15 protein-coding genes are annotated in these 22,776 nt (G+C 45.9%); 8 read left to right on the forward strand and 7 right to left on the reverse strand.

Translation table 11 applies throughout. The annotated features are described in order from the left end of the window. Nucleotides 1-713 precede the first annotated feature (713 nt). The 3 genes from aceE to lpdA all read left to right on the forward strand — a co-directional run bounded on the left by aceE (nt 714) and on the right by lpdA (nt 7,034). Nucleotides 714-3,407, forward strand: a complete 2,694-nt coding sequence (gene aceE / locus H8K55_RS00005; RefSeq protein ID WP_186939981.1) for a pyruvate dehydrogenase (acetyl-transferring), homodimeric type — start codon at nt 714-716, stop codon at nt 3,405-3,407. A gap of 103 nt (nt 3,408-3,510) precedes the next feature. After that, nucleotides 3,511-4,809: a dihydrolipoyllysine-residue acetyltransferase gene (gene aceF / locus H8K55_RS00010; RefSeq protein ID WP_186939982.1), complete on the forward strand. Its 1,299-nt coding sequence runs from the start codon at nt 3,511-3,513 to the stop codon at nt 4,807-4,809. Nucleotides 4,810-4,916: 107 nt separating this feature from the next. Then, the gene (gene lpdA, locus H8K55_RS00015) at nt 4,917-7,034 is read left to right on the forward strand and encodes a dihydrolipoyl dehydrogenase (RefSeq protein WP_186939983.1); all 2,118 of its coding nucleotides are present in this window, start codon (nt 4,917-4,919) and stop codon (nt 7,032-7,034) included. A 196-nt stretch (nt 7,035-7,230) separates the two neighbouring features. Here the strand turns inward: lpdA and H8K55_RS00020 are convergent, their stop codons facing one another. Beyond that, nucleotides 7,231-9,753, reverse strand: a complete 2,523-nt coding sequence (locus H8K55_RS00020; protein WP_186939984.1) for a sensor histidine kinase — start codon at nt 9,751-9,753, stop codon at nt 7,231-7,233. Between the two features lie 279 nt (nt 9,754-10,032). Between H8K55_RS00020 and H8K55_RS00025 the strand changes: the two genes are divergently transcribed. Further along, entirely contained in the window at nt 10,033-10,980 is a 948-nt protein-coding gene (locus tag H8K55_RS00025; RefSeq protein ID WP_222612297.1) for a TSUP family transporter, read from the forward strand. Between the two features lie 166 nt (nt 10,981-11,146). Next, the gene (locus H8K55_RS00030; RefSeq protein ID WP_186939985.1) at nt 11,147-11,752 is read left to right on the forward strand and encodes a DUF4337 domain-containing protein; all 606 of its coding nucleotides are present in this window, start codon (nt 11,147-11,149) and stop codon (nt 11,750-11,752) included. Nucleotides 11,753-12,416: 664 nt separating this feature from the next. Here the strand turns inward: H8K55_RS00030 and H8K55_RS00035 are convergent. Both H8K55_RS00035 and H8K55_RS00040 read right to left on the reverse strand, forming a co-directional pair. Then, a complete protein-coding gene (locus H8K55_RS00035; protein WP_186939986.1) occupies nt 12,417-12,890 on the reverse strand; it encodes a VOC family protein in 474 nt (157 codons plus the stop codon). Nucleotides 12,891-12,918: 28 nt separating this feature from the next. Beyond that, nucleotides 12,919-13,272, reverse strand: coding sequence for a DUF1428 domain-containing protein (locus H8K55_RS00040; protein ID WP_186939987.1), 354 nt, complete (start codon nt 13,270-13,272; stop codon nt 12,919-12,921). 560 nt (nt 13,273-13,832) lie between these two features. Between H8K55_RS00040 and H8K55_RS00045 the strand changes: the two genes are divergently transcribed. Further along, nucleotides 13,833-15,026, forward strand: a complete 1,194-nt coding sequence (locus tag H8K55_RS00045) for an amino acid aminotransferase (RefSeq protein WP_186939988.1) — start codon at nt 13,833-13,835, stop codon at nt 15,024-15,026. A 214-nt stretch (nt 15,027-15,240) separates the two neighbouring features. On the opposite strand, the gene H8K55_RS00050 is transcribed toward H8K55_RS00045, so the two are convergent. The 4 genes from H8K55_RS00050 to H8K55_RS00065 form a co-directional block, all read right to left on the reverse strand. Beyond that, complete coding sequence (locus H8K55_RS00050; RefSeq protein WP_186939989.1) at nt 15,241-15,468, reverse strand: hypothetical protein; 228 nt, start codon at nt 15,466-15,468, stop codon at nt 15,241-15,243. A gap of 415 nt (nt 15,469-15,883) precedes the next feature. Further along, nucleotides 15,884-16,759: a glutamate racemase gene (gene murI / locus H8K55_RS00055; RefSeq protein WP_186940316.1), complete on the reverse strand. Its 876-nt coding sequence runs from the start codon at nt 16,757-16,759 to the stop codon at nt 15,884-15,886. Beyond that, nucleotides 16,752-18,287 (reverse strand): fumarate hydratase, encoded by a 1,536-nt coding sequence (locus H8K55_RS00060; RefSeq protein WP_186939990.1) that lies wholly within the window; start codon nt 18,285-18,287, stop codon nt 16,752-16,754. Before H8K55_RS00060 ends, murI begins: the two co-directional genes overlap by 8 nt. A 36-nt stretch (nt 18,288-18,323) precedes the next feature. Continuing rightward, nucleotides 18,324-18,962: a TIGR00645 family protein gene (locus H8K55_RS00065; RefSeq protein ID WP_186939991.1), complete on the reverse strand. Its 639-nt coding sequence runs from the start codon at nt 18,960-18,962 to the stop codon at nt 18,324-18,326. A 389-nt stretch (nt 18,963-19,351) separates the two neighbouring features. Between H8K55_RS00065 and acs the strand changes: the two genes are divergently transcribed. Both acs and pssA read left to right on the forward strand, forming a co-directional pair. Next, nucleotides 19,352-21,331: an acetate--CoA ligase gene (gene acs / locus H8K55_RS00070; protein ID WP_186939992.1), complete on the forward strand. Its 1,980-nt coding sequence runs from the start codon at nt 19,352-19,354 to the stop codon at nt 21,329-21,331. A gap of 340 nt (nt 21,332-21,671) precedes the next feature. Continuing rightward, nucleotides 21,672-22,535: a CDP-diacylglycerol--serine O-phosphatidyltransferase gene (pssA, locus tag H8K55_RS00075; protein WP_186939993.1), complete on the forward strand. Its 864-nt coding sequence runs from the start codon at nt 21,672-21,674 to the stop codon at nt 22,533-22,535. Nucleotides 22,536-22,776: the final 241 nt, after the last annotated feature.

Below are 22,776 nucleotides of genomic sequence, written 5' to 3' on the forward strand. Positions count from 1 at the left end.
TCACTGATTTTTAACCAAAGGGTGCGCACGGCATCCAGTTGCTCGTTTCTGATATGCCTATCAAAAACTGTTAAAACATCGAGTCCGTGAAAATACCGACTCTTCATTCATAATACAAGGGTGCGCCATGCGCACCATATTCATTGGCAGCCACGGTGCGCATGGCACACCCTAGCTTACGCCAGCTATTTTTGAGGTTAATACGGCTTTCCTCTCTAGCTAGTGCCTGTTTTGCGTAAGTCCTATTCTCTTTATCTCTTGCTTTGGAGTTAAGTCGTTTTGAGAGAGTCACAAAAGCATGGTTTTCTCTCCTTTCACTTTCCCTCGGAGTCTCTGCGTCTCGGCGTTGAGGGGTTTTGGTTTTTGAATGATTGTCACAAAAAATATCAAAACACCAGCAAATGCGTATGCTGCACCGCATCACAAATATCACAATATGAAATCACATATCGCAATTTGAAATTTGCAAAAACTGCTGTTAGAATGCCTCAGTTCTAAAAATCTGTTCCGAAATTTATTCAGCCGCATTGCGCTTTTTGGGTAATTCAGACAAGCTGGAAATTCTGAATAAAGTAATTTGTTTGAATTTCCTGAAAGGGTTTGTTTGGGGCCATTTGAGATGAAATTTATAACGTAAAAGCATTCGCAATCGCAGATAAATTGGAAACGCAGGTAAATTCCGCAAATTTAAGATTGATCAACGAGGAGACCGTATGTCACAAATAGACCAAATTTTGGCGCAAGCCGTGAATGACCCAGATGTGATCGAGACCAATGAGTGGCTCGATGCTTTGGAATCGGTGATTGATACAGAAGGTCCGGATCGCGCGCATTATTTGATGGAACGCATGATGGATTTAGCGCGTCGTCGTGGTGCGAATATTCCGTTTTCCAGCAATACGGCGTATGTGAATACGATTCCTGCAGACAAAGGCGCACATTGCCCGGGCAACCTGGAAATCGAAGAACGTCTGCGTTCTTATATGCGTTGGAATGCGATGGCGATGGTAGTCAAGGCGAATCGTGTTGACGGCGACCTTGGTGGTCACTTATCCAGCTTTGCGTCTTTGGCGAACATGTTGGGCATAGGTTTTAATCACTTTTGGCATGCGCCAACCGCTGATCACGGTGGCGATTTGTTGTACATTCAAGGTCACTCATCTCCAGGTATTTATGCTCGCGCCTTCCTTGAAGGCCGCTTGAGCGAAGAACAATTGATTCACTTCCGTCGCGAAGTCGATGGCAAAGGTCTGTCTTCTTACCCGCATCCAAAACTGATGCCAGATTTTTGGCAATTCCCAACCGTGTCTATGGGCTTGGGACCTTTGATGGCAATCTATCAGGCACGTTTCCTCAAGTATTTGCATGCACGTGGTATCGCTGATACTGAAAAACGCAAAGTGTGGGCTTTCTGTGGCGATGGCGAAATGGACGAACCAGAATCCATGGGCGCGATTGGTATGGCGGGTCGTGAAAAATTGAATAACCTGGTGATCGTGGTTAACTGTAACTTGCAACGTCTGGACGGTCCAGTACGCGGCAATGGCAAGATCATTCAAGAACTCGAATCCGATTTCCGTGGTGCAGGTTGGAACGTCGTCAAAGTGATCTGGGGTTCTGGCTGGGATGAGTTGTTGGCCAAAGACAAAGAAGGTGCTTTGCGTAAGATTATGATGGAAACCGTCGATGGTGAATATCAGAACTACAAAGCGAAAGACGGTGCTTACGTTCGCGCCAATTTCTTTGCTAAAGATCCACGCACTCTGGCCATGGTTGCGCATATGTCGGATGACGACATCTGGCGTTTGACTCGCGGTGGTCATGATCCACATAAGATTTACGCCGCATTCAAAGTAGCGCAAGAAAGTGTTGATCAGCCGACTGTAATTTTGGCGAAAAGTATTAAAGGTTTTGGTTTCGGTAAATCCGGCGAAGCCCGTAACACGGCGCACAATACCAAGAAGCTCGATGATGAAGCAATTAAAGCATTGCGCGATCGCTTCCAATTACCGATTGCGGACGAACATCTGCCAGCAATTCCATTCTTCAAACCGGCTGACGACACGCCAGAAATGAAGTACCTGCAGGAGCGCCGTGCGGCACTCGGTGGTTATTTGCCGCAGCGCCGTCAACAAGCGGATGAAATGCTGACAGTGCCGCCATTGTCTGCATTCCAAGCGATGTTGGAACCAACAGCTGAAGGTCGTGAAATCTCCACGACAGCATCTTATGTTCGCGTATTGACATCCTTGTTGCGTGATAGCAGTCTCGGTCAACGCGTGGTACCAATTATGGTCGACGAATCCCGTACATTCGGTATGGAAGGTTTGTTCCGTCAAATTGGCATTTTCAGTCAGGTTGGCCAGTTGTACGAGCCAGTCGATAAAGACCAGGTCATGTACTACCGCGAAGATAAAGCGGGTCAGATTTTGCAAGAAGGTATTAACGAAGCTGGTGGTATGAGTTCATGGATCGCTGCGGCGACTTCTTACTCGACCAATAACCGTGTGATGATCCCGTTCTACACGTACTACTCCATGTTCGGTCTGCAACGTATCGGCGATTTGGCATGGGCAGCAGCGGATATGCGTGCACGTGGTTTCCTGATCGGCGGTACTGCGGGGCGTACCACCTTGAACGGCGAAGGTTTGCAGCATGAAGATGGCCATAGCCATGTAATGGCGTCGACAATTCCGAATTGCGTTCCTTATGATCCAACTTTTGCACATGAAGTTGCTGTCATCATTCATGACGGTTTGCGTCGCATGGTTACGAATCAAGAAGACGTGTTCTACTACATCACCGTGATGAATGAGAACTACGCGCATCCGGGTCTGGTTGCTGGTCAGGAAGAAGGCATTATCAAAGGTCTGTACTCCTTCAAAAAATCCGAAGCACAAACTAAGCATCGCGTGCAGTTGTTAGGCTCAGGCACGATCTTGCGTGAAGTGATTGCTGCTGCAGATTTGTTGATGAATGACTGGGGCATCGCTTCTGATATCTGGTCTGCACCTTCCTTCACTTTGTTGGCGCGTGATGGCCAGGATGTAGAACGTTGGAATATGTTGCATCCAACCGAAACACCACGTGTTCCTTACATTGCTGAATGCTTGAAAGACACGGCTGGTCCTATCGTGGTTTCAACCGATTATATGCGTACTTATGCAGAACAAGTTCGTGCGTTTATTCCTAAAGATCGTAGCTACAAAGTCTTGGGAACCGATGGTTTTGGTCGTTCCGATAGTCGTGCTAAATTGCGTGAATTCTTCGAGGTGAATCGTTATTTCGTGACGATCGCCGCTTTGAAAACTTTGGCGGACGAAGGTGCAATTTCTGCTTCTGTGGTGGCACAAGCGATTGAGAAATATGGCATTAATCCGAATAAGCCTAATCCGGTGACTGTGTAATTATTGTTGATGCGATTTTAAAGAATAGCAAAGTAGGGTGCGCCGTGCGCACCAAACCGAGGTGCGCACGGCGCACCCTACCTGAAATAGTGGAGCAAACATTATGAGTACAGTAGAAGTCAAAGTCCCGGATATCGGTGATTTCAAAGAAGTAGAAGTAATTGAATTGATGGTCAAAGTTGGTGACACGATTAAAGTCGATCAATCCTTGATCACTGTAGAGTCCGACAAGGCGAGTATGGAAATTCCATCGAGTCATGCTGGCGTGGTGAAAGAAATCAAAGTGAAGGTGGGCGATAAAGTTGCCTTAGGTTCTTTGGTGGTGATTGTGGATGCAGACGGCACCGCCGCCGCTCCTGCACCAGCAACTGCGCCTGCGCCAGCGGCGGCAGCACCGGTCGTAGTTGCTCCAATCGCTGCTCCGATAGCAGCTCCAGTAGCAAGTGCCCCAGCCGTTGCAACCGCAGCAGCAGGTAAATCACACGCTTCTCCGTCTATCCGTAAATTTGCACGTGAACTCGGTGTGGATTTAAGTAAAGTTCCTGGCACTGCACCTAAAGGCCGTATTACACAACAAGACGTACAAAACTACGTGAAGGGTGTAGTCGCTGGCGCTGCGAACGCACCAGTAGCTGCGGCAAGTACCAACGGTAGTGGTTCCGGCATGAATCTCTTACCATGGCCTTCTTTGGATTTCAGTAAATTCGGAACGACAGAATTATTGCCATTGTCACGCATTAAAAAACTCAGTGGTCCAAACTTGCATCGCAACTGGGTCATGATCCCGCACGTTACGCAGTTTGATGAAGCTGACATTACTGGTCTTGAAGATTTCCGTAAATCATCGAATGATGCCTTGGCAAAATCAGGCGTGAAATTGACGATGTTGGCGTTTGTGATCAAAGCTAGCGTAGCAGCATTGAAGAAATTCAAAGCCTTCAACGCATCGCTCGATGCGACTGGTGAAAACCTGATTTTGAAGCAGTACTACAACATCGGTTTTGCAGCTGATACGCCAAACGGTTTGGTGGTTCCAGTCATCAAAAACGCGGATCAAAAAACGCTGTCACAAATCGCTACAGAAATGGGTGAATTGTCGGCGCAGGCACGTGATGGCAAATTGAAGCCAGCCGATATGCAAGGCGCAACCTTCACGATTTCTTCTTTGGGCGGCATCGGTGGCACTGCATTTACGCCGATTATCAATGCGCCTGAAGTCGCAATTCTTGGTTTGTCTAAGTCTTCCATGAAGCCAGTGTGGGATGGCAAACAATTCGTGCCACGTTTAATGTTGCCATTGTCCTTGTCTTATGACCACCGCGTGATTGACGGCGCGATGGCGGCGAAGTTCACAGCTTATCTGGCGGATGTACTCGCTGATTTGCGTAAGACGATGCTTTAAGAAAAACGTAGGGTGGGCTCGCTATTGTGCCCACGCGTGAAGTAAATGTTGACTGACAGCGGTGGGCAAGTGCCCACCCTACGAAGAATAAAATTGGAGCAAAAAATATGAGCACAATTGAAGTCAAAGTCCCGGATATCGGCGATTTTAAAGAAGTCGAAATTATTGAAGTCATGGTTAAAGTTGGCGATATGATTAAAGTCGATCAGTCTTTAATCACAGTTGAATCCGACAAAGCCAGTATGGAAATTCCATCCAGTCATGCTGGTGTCGTTAAGGAAATCAAAGTTAAAGTCGGTGATAAAGTGGCTGAAGGTAGTTTGATGATTATCGTGGAAGCCGCTGGAGCAGCAGCGTCTACCATACCTGCAGCAGTATCTGCACCCGCAGCACAAGCCGCACCAGTGGCTGCAACCGTGTCAGTGCCAGCACAAGCCGTCGCTCCTGCATCCGTCGGCATCATCGAAGTCAAAGTTCCCGACATCGGCGATTTCAAAGAAGTAGAAGTGATTGAACTGATGGTGAAAGTTGGTGATACGGTCAAAGTCGATCAATCTCTGATCACAGTTGAATCCGACAAAGCCAGCATGGAAATTCCTTCCAGTCATGCTGGTGTGGTGAAGGAAGTCAAAGTTAAAGTCGGTGATAAAGTCGCTGAAGGTAGTTTGTTGGTATTAGTGGAAGGTGTGGGTGCAACGGCGAATGTCGCTGCAGCGCCAGCATCAGTCGCAACACCAGTTGCAGCTACACCTGCAGCTACCGCAATCGCCGCGCCAGCAGCCTCAGGCTATAGTGGTGCGGTCGATGTTGAATGCGACATGATGGTTTTGGGCGCTGGTCCAGGTGGTTATTCTGCTGCTTTCCGAGCGGCTGATCTTGGCATGAATGTCGTCTTGATTGAGCGCTATGCATCCCTAGGTGGTGTTTGTTTGAATGTTGGTTGCATTCCATCTAAAGCCTTGTTGCACGTCGCTGCTGTGATTGATGAAACGGCGAATATGTCCGGCCACGGTGTCACTTTCGCAAAACCTCAAATTGATCTCGATACTCTACGTGCCCACAAAGATGGCGTTGTGAAAAAAATGACGACAGGCTTAACCGGTATGGCGAAGATGCGTAAAGTCAACGTCATTCAGGGCGTAGGGCAATTCCTCAGCCCATACCACGTAGAAGTGACAGCAAACGACGGTAGCAAGAAAGTCGTACAGTTTAAGCAGGCGGTGATTGCTGCAGGTTCTGCTGTCGTGAAATTGCCGTTTGTGCCGGAAGATCCACGTATCGTGGACAGCACAGGCGCCTTGGAGTTGCGTCAAATTCCTAAACGTATGTTGGTTATCGGTGGCGGTATCATTGGTTTGGAAATGGCAACGGTGTACTCGACACTAGGTGCGCGCATCGACGTGGTTGAAATGATGGATGGCCTGATGCAAGGTGCGGATCGTGACATGGTCAAGGTCTGGCAGAAACATAACCAACATCGCTTTGATAATGTGATGACAAAGACCAAAACAGTTGGTGTGGAAGCACTTCCTGAAGGAATTAAAGTCACTTTTGAAGCTGCCGAAGCAGGTGTAAGCGCACCAGCACCGCAATTATATGACTTGGTTTTGGTGGCAGTTGGACGTAGTCCAAATGGTAAAAAAGTCGCAGCAGATAAAGCGGGTGTGATCGTGACCGACCGTGGTTTTATCAATGTAGACAAACAAATGCGCACGAACGTGCCGCATATATTTGCGATTGGTGATTTGGTTGGGCAACCGATGTTGGCGCATAAAGCTGTGCATGAAGCGCATGTGGCTGCTGAGGCAGCAGCAGGACATAAAGCCTATTTTGATGCGAGTGTGATTCCATCTGTCGCGTACACCGATCCTGAAGTGGCTTGGGTAGGTGTGACCGAAGATGAAGCTAAAGCAAAAGGATTAGCGGTAGAGAAGGGAGTATTCCCATGGTCTGCATCTGGTCGTGCGGTTGCTAATGGTCGTCCTGAAGGCTTTACTAAACTGATCTTTGACGCCGAAAGCAAACGTATTATCGGTGGTGGGATTGTCGGTACGCATGCTGGTGACATGATCGGTGAATTGGCGGTGGCAATCGAGATGGGTGCGGATGCAGTCGACATCGGCAAGACGATTCATCCACATCCAACTTTGGGTGAGACTATGGGCATGGCGGCTGAAGTCTACAAAGGTGTTTGTACTGATTTACCTCCACAGCGTAAGAAGTAATTTGTTTTTCAAAATAGGCTGAGTATTTAACTAAATAATTGGCTAAATAACTAGCGCTATATTAGCCGCTTCAAAAAATCCCAAATCACCTCGTGTGTTTTGGGATTTTTTTTGATCTTAAATGCTTCGCAAAGTGAAATGTATACACGTTCCGTATGCATTCAAGTTGAAGCACATGTCTTCAGCGCAGAATAAATTATTGGGAGTCTATGTTGGAATCCACGTTAGCTGATTCGGCATGCGGCGATGGATTGTTTTCCTCATTTAATACCGGCCAATCTTTGGTTGTCGCATTAAAAAATCCGCATTCATGCATCGCCCGATGAATACTGCCGTCGTTGACTAAGCGGCATAATTCTGGAAATACTTTGTCAGCGATCATTTCTCCACGAGGATTTTTTGCAACCGCAAAGTGGCGGCTGCCATGTAAAGCGATGGTCAAGTTGGGGACTGGCGTTAACGTGCAATCATCAAGTTCTATACATAAATCTTCACCCACGGGGAAGGGGGAGAGTAGTGCGTCGACTTCGCCAGCACTGACCATGTATACCATTTGACGCCAGGTTTTTACATCTAAACAGTGCTCTACACCGAGCGCTTTCAAAGTATGCCAATCCGCACTCCAGTCACTATTGGAGACAAAACGCAACGGGCGAAAGTCATCCAAAGAGCGGCAATTGTGTGCCAATGTATTGCTGGGGGCCGTGTAGATGCCGACGATTGATTCACCCTCTTGTAGTATCGCATCAGAAATAATGAGTTCTGCCTGATGTGTCGCTAAATCAGTTTTCCAGGAACTGGTGCCGAGTGCGCTTAATAAGCCAGCACGCAAATTGTCGATGCCATTGGCATAGCTATCAACTGCGCACAGTTCGATTTTTGCTTGGGGCAATTGAAGTTGGAGAGTGCGTAAAAATAGAGCGACTTCCACTACATCACGTCGCGCGTGGCTGCCACTAAACTCTACAATCTCGAGTACTGAACGATCTCCCAAAAAAGTGTAGTAATCACTGAGTACGTCGGACGGCACACCTATTTTAAAGAGATTGTTAGACATGATCGGCGCAACCAAAGGCAATACCAGCTGTATCCGCGTACCCTCTCCCAGTACGGAAGTGATTTCAATTTTTCCGCCGAATATCTGCGTCACCATCGTGTGCGCTAGATGCATACCAAGACCACTGCCACCTTTACCAAGTTTGGTAGTGAAGAACGGTTCAAATACCCGTCTTAGTACGGGAGCAGGGATGCCAATACCATTGTCTGTGAAATTTATTTCAACCGTCTCGTTGTCGATTAACTTGGCAACCAGAGTCATATGCCCATGACTTATTTCTTCAAATGCATGTAGCAATGCATTGTTGATGAAGTTCATGAAAATCTGGCTCAATGGGCCCGGGTAACTATCCATTTTGATTGCCGGGTCAACGTCAACTTTTAAATCGTGTGAGGTCTGGCTGAGTTTGGGGGCCATGACCATCAGGGTTTCATTCACTACCTCATCCAAGGGAAATTTGCGTCTTTGACCTGAATGTTGATCTGCTGAAAGCTGTTTGAAACTGCCGATTAAAGTGGCGGTACGTTCCAGATTTTGTTTGAGGATTTCGGTCCCGCATTTGGTTTCCGCAATAAAATCGGTGAGTAATTTTTTAGTGAGCTTTTCATTCAAAGCCTTTTCCAGTCTGTTCGTGCTATCAATCAAAGTGCTGTTGACCAATACTGCATTACCTATCGGCGTATTTAGCTCATGAGCGATACCAGAGACCAAAGAACCCAAGGCCGCGTTCTTTTCATTCTCAACTAATTCGTGCCTCGCATTTTCTAAATTTTGCAGTGATTCAATCAGGCGTGCATTGCTTGAGGCTAGGGCACGAGTGCGCTCATTGACTCGCATTTCCAAGATTTCGTTCGCATTGTGAAGTTGAGCTTTAAGTCGGTCAGATTGCTTTAATTCCTCTTTTGACGCCTTCCATTGCCAGAGTAGGTAACACATAATGGAAAACATCCAGATCGAAATAATTGCAAGTCGAAAACTAGCCGCGGGTATCCATTGACCAACAAATTCAGCTGATTCAAGCACGATTTTGTGGGAACCAGGTTCAACATTACCGCCGGTTGAAATACTAATCGTAGAGACGTTGTCTAACTCTGGGCCTACGTGAGACGAATCACTTGGATGCTCTTGTACCCACCAAGAAGCCACCGCAAATTGGTTTAATTTGAATTCAACAGTAGGCGATTCTTTGCTTGGGTCATATACAATTTCATGCGGTTTAAGTGTCGCGCTCGCCTTCGCCTTGGAATAGGCAGGATTGTAATTGCGCAAAAAGACTCTTATTTGATTCGTTGGTTCTGGCCCTTCACTGCGAATTTTTAGGCGCAGTGAATCGAAGGCTCGTAAGTCAACGCCATTTTTTTCATCACTAAAGCGTAATGCTAATTCGCAGTAAGGCCATTGATAGCCAAGTGCAATTTGACAATCGAGTTCTAGTCCGTCTTTTGTTTTAGTGATTTTCGCATGACTTTTGCCGCCATCTGGCGAGTCGTCAATTGCAGAAAAAATGATCGTTGATAAATTGTCGACGCGCCAAATACGGGTCATCCAATTTGCATGGGCATATAGCGCCAATGCCGTGAGCAGTAGGAGGCTAAGTAATAAGCGATTGAAAGCTTTATCGACCATATTGACCACATCGACCATATCTGCCACGTCTGACATTAATGGCGGCTTAAAATTGCTGAGGTTGCTGTTGGGGTTGATATTGAGGTTGCTATCGAGTAACAGTCGATTTATTTTACTCGCATTTTTGAACTTTCCGAGAAGTTTGTGGTATCACTCTGTTGTAAAGAAGTGCATGCGTGCTTCCTTAAATAAATGTATTGGTAAGACTCTTAGATCATCGAGTTTGTGCTTGTGTTGTCAGAAATATCCCGCCATACTTTCGCCTGGTTTTGAAATATATTTAGATTTGAAGCTTATAAAAAAAACGGAGATTGAATGAAGAAATATTTATGTATGTTGATGCCAGTGGTTTTGAGTGGCTGTGAGATGCAAAGCAATGAATTGAAACCATTCCTATTGGGCACATTTGCCTTGCTTGCTTTGCTCTTTATCGGTGTGTGGGCAAAGATGTTGTATCAGGCAAAGCAGAAAGGTGATGATTGGAAATGGCCTAAGCCTGTAGAGCTGGTGATTGGTGCGATCACGGATTTCCTTGATACCTTAGGGATAGGCTCATTTGCACCGACGACAGTATTTTTCCGTTTAGGTAAATTAGTTCCTGATGAACTTCTACCTGGTACTTTGAACGTAGGTCATACCTTACCTACATTGGCACAAGCGCTGATTTTTATTACCTTGGTACAAGTCGCTCCTATGACTCTGTTGCCGATGATTTTTGCGGCTGGGGTAGGTGCGTGGATAGGTACTAGTGTAGTTGGGCGTTTGCCGCGCTTTCAGATCCGCATTGGGATGGGTATCGCTTTGGCCGCGGCTGCCATCATTATGCTGCTGTCTTTGCTAAAAGTTTTACCCGCCGGGCAAGATGCGTTTGAATTGGTCGGTTGGAAGTGGTGGGTAGGCGTTGGCGGCAATTTTGTTTTGGGTTTAATCATGCCATTGGGTATCGGTTTATATGCGCCTTGTATGATTTTAGTGAGTTTGCTCGGGATGAGCCCTTTGGCAGCTTTTCCTATTATGATGGGTTCCTGCGCATTCCTAATGCCTATCAGTAGTTTGGGTTTTTGCCGCAATGGAAAGTACTTACCTTCCGCCGCGCTGGGCTTGGCGATAGGTGGCGTGCCTGCGGTATTGGTGGCTGCTTTTGTCGTTAAGTCTTTGCCGCTGGACTATGTACGTTGGATCGTGGTCAGTGTTGTTGCTATCGTTGCTGTCACCTTGTTGCAAGCGGCATGGCAAGAAAAGAAGGGTAACGCTGCAAAATAATTGCTGCTTGCTATATCGCACCTTAAGCGCCAAACGATCATGAAGTCCTCATGTATTGTTTGGCGCTTTTGTTTTTCCAACGCTTACCGTGAACGAATAAGAACGGCTCAGATACAAATTTTGTGCCTATAATTTGAGAATTTGACTAGCTTTGAAGGAATGGAAAATGGAAATTGATCCTATGGAAACAATAGAAAATCTGGAAGAAGAAAGAGCTGAAGATAAAAAGTCGATGAAGTTAAATATGATGGTGGCAGTGACTGTCGCTATCCTCGCAACATTTATGGGCATCTGCAAAGTAAAAGACGACAATATTGTGCAAGCGATGCAAGCCGCTCAGGCAAATAAAATCGATCATTGGAATTTCTATCAAGCGCGCAATCTACGCGAGGAAGTAGCTAAGTCTACCGTAGTACAGCTTAAGCTTGCTGCTCTGGGACGCACGGGCGGAGATAAAGAAGCCTATCTAGCGGCCATTGCAGATTACGAAAAATTGGCTAAGGAGCAGGCACGTAAGAAAGAAGAATTGAAAACGCAAGCCGAGCAAGATCAACTAGATTACGATGCGTCGAACTATAAAGACGACCAGTTTGATTTATCCGATGCATTGTTAGCGGTCGCCATTTCTTTGTTAGCCGTAACTGCATTGACCAAACAAAAATGGCTTTACTTTGCCGCGTTGATTCCAACAGCATTTGGTCTTTATATGGGAATGGCAGGGCTACTAGGCTGGCAAGTCCATCCGGAAACTCTGATCAAACTTTTATCTTAGATAGGTAAGAGGGAGTGTGGGTAGCTTGTCAATGCATCAGCATGCATTTGAGGTAGATGTGCTGATATTTAACGCAACGGTGAGCGGAAGGGCTCCCATGAAATTAACAAATATCGTGATGCATCGCGGCCAGCCCGATCGACCATCATGTCAATTTTTCTTTCACAAATTTTTGACATGAAAATACCATCCCAAACCAAAAAGTACGACACATCCAACTATCACGAACAACCAGAATTTTAGTTTTCCGAGACCCTGAAGTTCACTCGGAATCTGACCGTCACAATTATCAAAACCACCCGGCATAACATCTTCATACGTGACGAGATGTGAATGGAGCCAAAGTGCTCCCCACACCAGAAACATCGAGGACAGAAACGTTTGTTTTGAAAAGTACGCTATTACACCACCAATTATTGCGCTTAGCGATGAGCTAAAAAAGATCACTTTCAGAATGTTAAACGCTCGTTCACTCATAAGATAATTAACTGGTGTTTAGATACGTCTTGTAAAAACGAGTTGAACTTAGTTGACGTCAAACAAGCTATCGTGAGCCAGCATCATTAGACTTTAATAGGGGTCACTTAGTGCCCCTAAACATCATTTATTGCCAATCATGATTAGTGATGCTGCTCTTAACTAAATTTTCAATTTTGAACGAAGGCTAATCAGCACTATAGGCGGCTTCCAATACGGCAACGTCAATTTTGCTCATTTCTATCATGGCTTTCATGACACGCCCTGATCGATTTGCATCGTTATCTTGCAGCATATTTAACAGTGAACGCGGGACGATTTGCCAAGATACGCCAAATTTGTCTTTCAACCAGGCGCAACGTCCAGGACTGCCGCCTTCACAAAGTTTGTCCCAGTAGTGATCAACTTCTGCTTGTGAATCACAATCGACGAACAGCGAAATTGCTTCGGTGAAAGGGAATTGTGGTCCGGCGTTGAGTGCCATAAACTCTTGCCCCTCCAAGACAAATCGCATTGACAATACTTTTCCTTCTTGCTCAGGCACAGCATCGCCAAAACGTGAAACCTCTAAAATTTCTCCGCTTTTAAAGATACTGAGATAGTGGTTGACTGCCTCTTCAGCGTTGAAATTGAACCAAAGGCAAGGAGTAATTTTTTGCATAGTAAAGTCCCGAATAGGTAGGTGATGTTTAAAGTTCGACTAATTTTTGAAAACCGCCATATATCAAACGTTTGCCATCAAATGGCATAGGCAGTGCCTCAGACGCAAAGCGCGGATCTGCCATAATCTTTTCCCACGCCGCGTCGCGTATTTCTTTCGATGGCCAGGTCATCCAAGAAAATACGACAGTTTCATCTTCTTTGCAGATAACCGCTTGTGGGAACGAGGTCAATTTTCCCGGTTGAACATCATCGGCCCAGCACTCCACAATTTTCAATGCGCCGTGCTCTTTGAAGAGTACAGAACTCTGTTCCGAATAGCTTTTGTATGCTTCTTTGTTAGCAGTTGGTACCGCCAGAATGAAACCGTCTACATAATCCATGATCGCGCACCTTTATCGTTAGGCTTAGGTTTGTATTACAAGAATTGTCGAATTGCTGACAGTAAATAAATGAGTGTAGGGAGGCCTGCATTTGTTCGCAAGCAAAATATCAATCGAGAAAATAATAATTTCGGCAAAAATTGTTTTGTCATTGGCTATCTGATGAAAATATCAGCGCTGGCGCGGCTTTTCGCTCTGATAGTGTGTCAAAATATCGCCTTTACGAAATTCCGCCCGACTGTTTCTTTTTGCTACTTTGGCTCATATCACGAGCATTAATTTTCCGGAAAACATCACTTTTCCCACTGCATAGAGATGGTGGCGACAGCATACCTTGCTGCGGCATGACTTGCACCTTCACAAGTTTTCTTGTCTGAAGTTGAGCAGCCAGCCTAATTCACCTCTACGGAAGTTGAATCGCGGAATTTTGGAGTTGCACGCCGCTTGATGTCGAGAATATCGAGGATGTCAACGGTTTGAGCGCCCTTAACGTTTTTAGTAGTTTGTTCTGCCTTAGTAAATTTTTGCTATTTCGATTTTTCTCATATTGGAGTTTTAACATGTTTCAGCACGTCGAAGCCTATGCAGGCGATCCTATCCTCTCCTTGAATGAAGCGTTCGGTAAAGATACCCGCCCAAACAAGATTAATCTGTCGATTGGGATTTACTTTGACGATAATGGCAAGATACCTATGTTGCCATCTGTGCGTGCCGCAGAATTAAAAGTAGTGGCAGCGGCGGGTGCGCGCCCTTACTTGCCTATGGAAGGCGCTGCAAACTTCCGTACTGCAGTTCAACACTTGTTGTTTGGTGCTGATCGCCCAGCAGTGAAAGAAGGCCGTGTGGTGACTTTACAAACAGTGGGCTCCAGCGGTGGCTTAAAAGTGGGTGCAGATTTTGTTAAGCGTTATTTTCCAGAAACAACGATGTTGGTGAGCGATCCAACTTGGGATAACCATCGCGCTGTATTTGAAGGCTCAGGTTTGCCAGTCAAAACTTACCCTTACTACAACTCCGAAACGGGTGGTTTGCGTTTCGATGAAATGTTGGCGAGCTTGAAAGAAGCGGAAGAAAAATCTGTTGTCTTGTTGCATGCATGCTGCCACAACCCGACGGGTGTGGATTTAACTAAAGCGCAATGGGAACAATTAGTGCCGGTCTTGAAAGAACGCAACCTGATTCCATTCTTGGATTTGGCTTATCAAGGTTACGGCGATGGTATTGAAGAAGATGCTTTCGCGATTCGTTTGTTGGCAGATCAAGGCCTGAGTTTCTTCGTGGCGAATTCATTCTCTAAGAGTATGAGTTTGTACGGCGAACGTTGTGGTGCTTTGAGCGTAGTTTGTCCTGATGCAGCGCAGGCTGTGAATGTTTTGGGTCAGATGAAAGCGATCATTCGTCGCAATTATTCCAATCCACCTATGCATGGTGGTCAGTTAGTGGCGACGGTATTGAGCGATCCAGAATTGCGTCCAATGTGGGAAGCAGAAGTCGTCGCTATGCGCGATCGTATTCAAGCCATGCGTAAAGCTTTGCATGATGTCTTGGTGGCGAAAGTGCCTGGTCGTGATTTCAGTTATTTCTTAACGCAACGCGGCATGTTCAGCTACACCGGTTTGACAGCAGCACAGTGCGATCGCCTGAAAGAAGAATTTGGCGTGTATGTAGTGCGTTCAGGTCGTATGTGTGTCGCTGGTTTGAATACGCGTAATGTTGAAGCAACAGCAGCGGCGATGGCGGCAGTTTTGGCTTAAAATTTGTAATATGATGTAGTATAAATAGAGACTTTTGGAAGAGCCACGCGCACTCAAATTGTTACTTTGTAATGCTTGCTATGTTCGGGTGCAAGTCTGATTCGAATTAAATTTTATGCGCCTGCGTCACTTGCGCAAAGGTCTCGAACATAAAAAAACGCCGACTTTGATCGGCGTTTTTTGTCCTTGAACAATAGTGTTCAAATTAATTAATTTAGTTCCATGGATCAGGCAATGTGCCTGGATCTGTATTGCGATTAATGCCATAGTAGCCGCCGTAACGATCTACTTTGACGCAGGACGCTTCATTGCCTGCATGGCACTCAACTAACCAATCGTAGACTGTGCCATATGGTGGGTACGCAAACGCGCTACCCATTGTTGCCATCAAAACTGTTACACCTAAACCCAAACTTAATAAGGCTTTTTTTAAAGCTTTCATTTCGACTCCTGATAATTGTCTATCTAAGGTTTGACCTTAACAAATAAATTATTTGCAAAGGCATTATTTAGTGCAATGCGGTTGAATTACTTTCAAAGTATGAAAAAAATTAACCGAAGTGGATATTATCAAGATAAATGCTTTATGTGTAGATTATTTATCATTCTAAAATGAGCTTCTAAAATGTATTTGGATAATAAATTGTTATGAGGGTATTTTTTTTGCCCGCAGAGTATTAATCAACATTGGAAAATGATGAGCAAAATATTTTCCGAATGTTCTCGGTTGTTTACCGTTTGCAGAAATTGAACTGCAAATTTATGTCTGCTGCACCTAATTTTTCTTTCGTATGAAGAAAATTTTTGGAATGTCAAAATATATGACAATGAATAATATCCGCAAGAATGGGGTTTTATCAAAGGTCAAGAAATTGTGCAGTTTCGTTTTTGCTTGCAAGTCCGCTGAACGCCAAGGCTAAATTCAGTGTGACGACTTTTCCTGTTGACCATGCCGCCAACGCAGAGTTTGTTGATTGATTTAATAATTGTCGTTGCTGCAGTAGGTTAGCTAAGCGATGTGCGATAGCTGCACCAGTATCGATGATGAAGATTTGTTTGTTGACGATTTGATGTTCAGTTTGAAATTCATGAATCACTTGTCGAATTTGCGATTCTACAAATGGGTAGTGAGTACACCCTAGTACGAGTGTATCAACTCCTTGTTTCAATAGCGGTGTGACATAGGTATACAGCAGCGAAAGTATCTCTTTTGATTTGAGATCCCCTTGTTCAATTTGATTTACCAGACCGACGCAGGCTTGCGGAATAAATTGTGTCTGCGTTTCGTGTCCAAGTTGCTCGCTTAAGCGATTAAATTTTTCACTTTGCAAAGTGCTGCGGGTTGCTAATACACCGACAATTTTACTGGCGCTACGTGCTGCGGCGGGTTTAATGCCCGGCTCCATACCAATGATGATCAATGTAGGATAGCGTTCACGCAAAGTGGCAACGGCTGCCGCAGTCGCAGTATTGCAGGCGATGACTAAAGCTTTAACACCTTGTTGCAAGAAAAATTCAGTGATCTTGATACTGCGAGCGATCAATTCTTCATTGCTGCGTTCACCATAGGGCGCGTACGCGGTGTCGGCAACATATAAGAAATTTTCCAGCGGTAGATGCTCGCGTAAATGCTTGAGTACCGATAAGCCACCGATGCCAGAGTCAAACACGCCGACAGGCGCATTGCTGTCGGCGTGTTTGTTTTCTGACTGGTTATTTACGGTGTTAAGCAACTGGAATAATTCCAATTTTTGCTTGCCATTCTTTTGGACCGGTATTGTGCACTGAGGTACCAGTGGAATCTACAGCAACGGTTACAGGCATATCCACCACATCAAATTCGTAAATCGCTTCCATGCCCAAATCGGCGAAGCCAACGACTTTCGCCGTTTTGATTGCTTTGGAAACCAGATAAGCCGCGCCGCCGACTGCCATCAAATAAGCGGATTTGTGATTCTTAATCGATTCAATCGCCGCTGGCCCGCGTTCTGCTTTACCGATCATAGAGATCAAGCCAGTTTTTTCCAACATCATGTCGGTGAATTTATCCATACGCGTTGCTGTGGTTGGACCAGCTGGGCCAACGGCTTCATCACGCACAGGATCCACTGGGCCAACGTAGTAAATCACGCGGTTGGTAAAATCGACTGGCAAAGTTTCGCCTTTTGCCAGCATGTCTTGAATACGCTTATGAGCAGCATCACGACCCGTCAACATTTTGCCGTTTAAGAGTAATGTTTGACCCGGTGTCCAGGACGCGACTTCTTCTTTCGTCAAAGTATTCAAGTCGATGCGTTTGGATTTTTCTGTATCGGCAGCCCAATGCACATCAGGCCAGTTAGACAGTGACGGAGGTTCCATGTAAGTCGGACCTGAGCCGTCTAAAACGAAATGTGCGTGGCGGGTAGCTGCGCAGTTAGGAATCATCGCAACTGGCTTAGACGCCGCATGCGTTGGATACATATTGATCTTGACGTCGAGTACGGTTGTTAAACCGCCCAAACCTTGCGCGCCTATGCCGAGTGCATTAATTTTGTCACAGAGTTCGATACGCAGTTCTTCCGTTTTATTTTGTGGCCCGCGCAATTTCAGTTCATGCATGTCGATGTCTTCCATCAAGGATTCTTTCGCCATTAACATTGCTTTTTCTGCCGTACCGCCGATACCGATACCGAGCATGCCTGGTGGGCACCAGCCAGCGCCCATCGTCGGTACCGTTTTCATCACCCAGTCGATCAAGGAATCTGAAGGGTTGAGCATCACGAATTTCGATTTGTTTTCAGAACCGCCGCCTTTGGCTGCCAGTTGCACATCGACAGTGTTGCCTGGAACCAGTTCCATGTGCACCACCGCTGGTGTATTGTCTTTAGTGTTTTTGCGATCAAATAATGGATCTGCAACGATAGACGCGCGTAATACATTATCAGAAAAAGCATAACCGCGACGTACACCTTCATTTACAGCATCAATAATCGAGCCAGAAAAGCCCTCGAAACGCACGCCCATACCGATTTTTAAAAATACATTGACGATACCAGTATCTTGGCAAATTGGGCGCTTGCCTTCAGCGCACATGCGGGAATTGGTCAAAATTTGGGCAATCGCATCTTTCGCTGCCGGGCTTTGTTCTATCTCGTAAGCGCGCGCTAAATGCGCGATGTAATCAGCAGGGTGGTAGTAGCTGATGTATTGCAAAGCGGCTGCAACAGATTCGATGAGGTCATCTTGCTTGATGATGGTTGTGGTGGACGTGGTAGTCATGGCGGGACTCTTTTGAATGAAGTAAAAATAATTGGTTTAATGTTTATTTGCTTGTTGCTGTGTTTTAGTCATTAACTGATCACAGTAGGCGATTGCCAATGCAGACATGAGAAATACGACGTGAATGACGGTTTGCGCAATCAAATCTTTGGCATCGTAGGACTTAACATTGATAAAAGTTTTCAATAGGTGAATTGAAGAAATGCCGATAATTGCCATCGCCAATTTGACCTTAAGCACCGTTGCGTTCACATGCGACAGCCACTCAGGTTGGTCTGGATGATTTTGCAATCCTAAGCGAGAGACAAAAGTTTCGTAGCCACCCACGATCACCATAATTAAGAGATTGGAGATCATGACTACGTCAATTAAGCCTAGTACCACCAACATGATAGTAGTTTCATTCAACTTGCTTGGACGGGCAATTGCTTCCGCACCTTCTTTGCCATGTGACGCTACAACCGAAACGGCATCTAATAGATGCTGTAGAGCCGTCGCATCGCCCATCGCAGCGCGTATCAGGTCGACGAGTTCAACCCAAAAATGATAAACATAGACGCATTGCGCCAAGATTAATCCCAAATACAGCGGCAATTGCAACCAGCGGCTGGCGAAAATAAATTTGGATAAAGCAGAGAGTTTCTGAGGTTCTACAACGTGGGAAGAATGCGGCATTCGATACCTTTATAAACTGATAAACGATTCACTTGACCTAATTTTTGATGTTTCAATTGAAACGCAAAATTAAGCGAATAGAGATGTAAAATTTGCCCGCATTTTACACCGATGAACGGGCAATGTCTGCGGCTAGCATTAATTGCGGTTTTCTTGCGTTAAATTAAGTGAAACCTGTCGCGCATGCCTCTAATACCACTCACTAAAAAATAGCTTTTTTGGGCTGCTAGCCTTAGAATCAACGTCAAATCATAGTAAGTGATGAATATCAAAAAGGCTTGAAGGCGAATTGGCGAATTTTCGTCGAACACGATGTTGAACTTGTCTATACATGTTGCTTCATTTGTTATCCGAGTTTTTTTGATATTCACAACAGCATGGAGACAATTATGTCGGATCAAGAAGTAAAGGCTGAATCACGTGTATTCCCTCCACCGGCGAATTTTGTGGCAAGCGCCGCAATCTCAGGCATGGATGCGTATAACGCACTCTGTGCTGAGGCCGCCAATGACTATGAAGGTTTTTGGGCGAAATTAGCGTGCGAACATCTGCATTGGCATAAACCTTTCACCAAGACTTTAGACGAATCAGAAGCGCCATTGTACAAATGGTTTGATGATGGTTTGCTCAATGTGTCTTACAACTGCCTCGACGTTAATTTGCAAAAAGGTCTGGGCGACAAAGTGGCCGTGATTTTTGAAGCGGACGGTGGCGACGTCACTAAGATTACGTATAAAGATCTGCATGCTAAAGTCTGTCAATTCGCGAACGGCTTGCGCTCACTTGGCGTAAAAAAGGGCGATCGCGTCGTCATCTACATGCCTATGTCTGTGGAGGGTGTAGTAGCAATGCAAGCATGTGCCCGTATCGGCGCAACACACTCCGTTGTGTTTGGTGGCTTCTCCGCAAAATCTCTGCAAGAACGGATTGTCGATGTTGGTGCGACACTGGTGATTACCGCCGACGAACAAGTCCGTGGTGGCAAACACTTGCCTTTGAAAGCGATTGTCGATGAGGCTTTAGGTCTCGGTGATTGTGAAAAAGTTTCTAAAGTCGTTGTCTATCAACGCACGGGTGGCAATGCACCCTTCAATGCGGCGCGCGATTTATGGATGCATGAATTGGTGGCGAATCAGGCGACAGAATGTGAACCTGAATGGGTGAATGCTGATCATCCGCTATTCATTCTTTATACCTCTGGTTCGACTGGTAAACCGAAAGGCGTACAGCATTCGTCCGGCGGCTATTTGTTGTGGGCGATGCTCACGATGAAGTGGACTTTTGATATCAAGCCGAACGACGTGTTCTGGTGCACCGCGGATATAGGTTGGGTCACAGGGCATACGTACATTACTTACGGCCCATTGGCGATGGGTGCGACAGAAATCGTATTTGAAGGTATCCCGACTTATCCAAATGCCGGACGCTTCTGGGACATGATACAAAAGCACAAAGCGACGATTTTCTATACCGCGCCAACCGCAATTCGCTCCTTGATCAAAGCGGCGGATGGCGATGCGGCAATCCATCCGAATAAATATGATTTGACTTCTTTACGCTTACTTGGCTCAGTCGGCGAACCCATCAATCCTGAAGCCTGGATGTGGTATTACCGTAATATCGGTGGTGAGAAATGTCCTATCGTGGATACGTTCTGGCAGACCGAAACAGGCGGCCATATGATCACGCCATTGCCGGGTGCCACGCCTTTAGTCCCAGGTTCTTGCACCTTACCTCTGCCTGGAATTATGGCGGCGATTGTTGATGAAACAGGCGCAGATTTACCAAACGGGCAGGGCGGTATTTTGGTGGTGAAACGTCCGTGGCCATCGATGATTCGTAATATTTGGGGTGATACTGAGCGCTTTAAGAAGAGTTACTTCCCGGAAGAATTGGGCGGTAAAACCTATCTGGCGGGTGACGGTGCTATCCGCAATAAAGATACTGGCTACTTCACTATCACGGGTCGTATCGACGACGTGTTGAATGTCTCAGGTCATCGCATGGGAACGATGGAAATTGAATCGGCGTTGGTTGCCAATCCTCTCGTGGCAGAAGCAGCGGTCGTTGGCAAGCCTGATGATACGACTGGTGAGGCAATTTGTGCGTTCGTGGTTTTGAAGCGTAGCCGCCCAACGGGTGATGAAGCTAAACAAATTGCGCTGGATTTACGCAATTGGGTTGCCAAAGAAATTGGTCCAATCGCGAAACCAAAAGAAATTCGTTTTGGCGACAACTTGCCGAAGACTCGCTCCGGTAAGATTATGCGCCGCTTATTGCGCGTATTAGCAAAAGGCGAAGAGATTACACAGGATATTTCTACCTTGGAAAATCCAGCGATTCTTGAGCAGTTAAAGCAAGCGCAGTAAGCTGTTTTGCTTTAATGAATGCAAAGAGGCTTTGCCACTGGCAAAGCCTTTTTGTTTGCGGATGTATTTTTGAGAGAAGCTAATAGCGTGTTTTTCTTCCAAGTTGACGTCTAAATCGAACTAATTGATGTAGCAAAGTCGTGTCCGTGTTGAGTTGACCAATTTGCAAAACTGTTTTCTGAACCGCATTTCACGGTTATACTTGGTCGCATTCTTGATTGGGTCAGATGTTCACTATTCTGTGATTGTTCTGATAAATAATTGCAAATACAACGCAAATGGCTTGTAAATGTGTCGTAATAGCCCCAGTCTTTCTCCTCTATTTTCCAAATGATTCAGCATGAGTTCAGTTAAAAATCGCAAGCCTAAAGGTAGTTTCAAACTGTTTCCACGTGGCGCGAGAAAAAATAATCTTGATCCCGCATCCGCACCGCGTAAGCCAGCGCGTGGAATTTACTTATTGCCGAATGCTTTCACAACAGCCGCCTTGTTCTGCGGGTTTTATGCGATTGTGATGGCAATGAATCAAAAGTTTGAACATTCTGGTTTGGCGATTTTTGCGGCGATGGTCTTGGATAGCCTCGATGGCCGTGTTGCCCGTATGACTAATACACAAAGTGAATTTGGCGCGCAATATGACAGTTTGTCAGATATGGTGTCGTTCGGCGTTGCGCCAGCTTTGATTGCTTATGAATGGGCTCTAAAAGGCATGGGTAAGCTGGGTTGGTTGGCTGCATTCGTATATTGTGCTGGTGCGGCTCTGCGCTTGGCACGATTTAACGCAAACATTACCGTGGTAGACAAACGTTACTTCCAAGGTTTACCAAGTCCCGCTGCTGCAGCTTTAGTCGCAGGATTTATCTTGTTAATGGATGATTTGGCGATCCCTGGTATTGAAGTGCGCTGGTACGCCTGGTCAGTCGCTCTGTTTGCTGGTTTAACGATGGTGACGAACGTGCCATTTTATAGCTTTAAAGATGTGAACTTGAAGCGTTCCGTGCCGTTCATTGCGCCATTTTTGATCGTGTTGGCGTATGTGGCTGTAGTGAGTGATCCACCAAAAGTTTTATTCGCTTTGTTTGTGATTTATGCGCTCTCTGGCTACGTGTTGCTGCTGTGGCGTTGGCGCAAAGGCCGCCCTGTGAGCTTGGTGCAGTTGACACCAGAGGCACACCATGACGAAGCCGAGGACATTAAGAAATAATTGAGGACGGGCTCTTGCGCTTTTGTGGAATCCCGCTTATAGTCTTTCCCATGAAATTCCCATCCACGACATCATATGCTCAAAAAGCATTCATTAAAGCAGATCGCTCCGGTCTGCTTTTGTCGTTGGCATTACCAGTTGCCGCTATCCTGGCATCTCTACTAGCATTGTCTCTAGCGAACACGCTACTAGCGCTCGCGCGCTAAATCCCATTACCCCACAACTTGAGTAGTCTCTCACC

The sequence above is a fragment of the Affinundibacterium flavidum genome (genome assembly GCF_014284175.1).
Classification (GTDB): domain Bacteria; phylum Pseudomonadota; class Gammaproteobacteria; order Burkholderiales; family Burkholderiaceae_D; genus Undibacterium; species Undibacterium flavidum.

Coding starts and splice junctions, on each gene's coding strand:
- aceE (WP_186939981.1), top strand. CDS start 714: ATGTCACAAATAGACCAAATTTTGGCGCAAGCCGTGAATGACCCAGAT.
- aceF (WP_186939982.1), top strand. CDS start 3,511: ATGAGTACAGTAGAAGTCAAAGTCCCGGATATCGGTGATTTCAAAGAA.
- lpdA (WP_186939983.1), top strand. CDS start 4,917: ATGAGCACAATTGAAGTCAAAGTCCCGGATATCGGCGATTTTAAAGAA.
- H8K55_RS00020 (WP_186939984.1), bottom strand. CDS start 9,753: ATGTCAGACGTGGCAGATATGGTCGATGTGGTCAATATGGTCGATAAA.
- H8K55_RS00025 (WP_222612297.1), top strand. CDS start 10,033: ATGAAGAAATATTTATGTATGTTGATGCCAGTGGTTTTGAGTGGCTGT.
- H8K55_RS00030 (WP_186939985.1), top strand. CDS start 11,147: ATGGAAATTGATCCTATGGAAACAATAGAAAATCTGGAAGAAGAAAGA.
- H8K55_RS00035 (WP_186939986.1), bottom strand. CDS start 12,890: ATGCAAAAAATTACTCCTTGCCTTTGGTTCAATTTCAACGCTGAAGAG.
- H8K55_RS00040 (WP_186939987.1), bottom strand. CDS start 13,272: ATGGATTATGTAGACGGTTTCATTCTGGCGGTACCAACTGCTAACAAA.
- H8K55_RS00045 (WP_186939988.1), top strand. CDS start 13,833: ATGTTTCAGCACGTCGAAGCCTATGCAGGCGATCCTATCCTCTCCTTG.
- H8K55_RS00050 (WP_186939989.1), bottom strand. CDS start 15,468: ATGAAAGCTTTAAAAAAAGCCTTATTAAGTTTGGGTTTAGGTGTAACA.
- H8K55_RS00060 (WP_186939990.1), bottom strand. CDS start 18,287: ATGACTACCACGTCCACCACAACCATCATCAAGCAAGATGACCTCATC.
- H8K55_RS00065 (WP_186939991.1), bottom strand. CDS start 18,962: ATGCCGCATTCTTCCCACGTTGTAGAACCTCAGAAACTCTCTGCTTTA.
- acs (WP_186939992.1), top strand. CDS start 19,352: ATGTCGGATCAAGAAGTAAAGGCTGAATCACGTGTATTCCCTCCACCG.
- pssA (WP_186939993.1), top strand. CDS start 21,672: ATGAGTTCAGTTAAAAATCGCAAGCCTAAAGGTAGTTTCAAACTGTTT.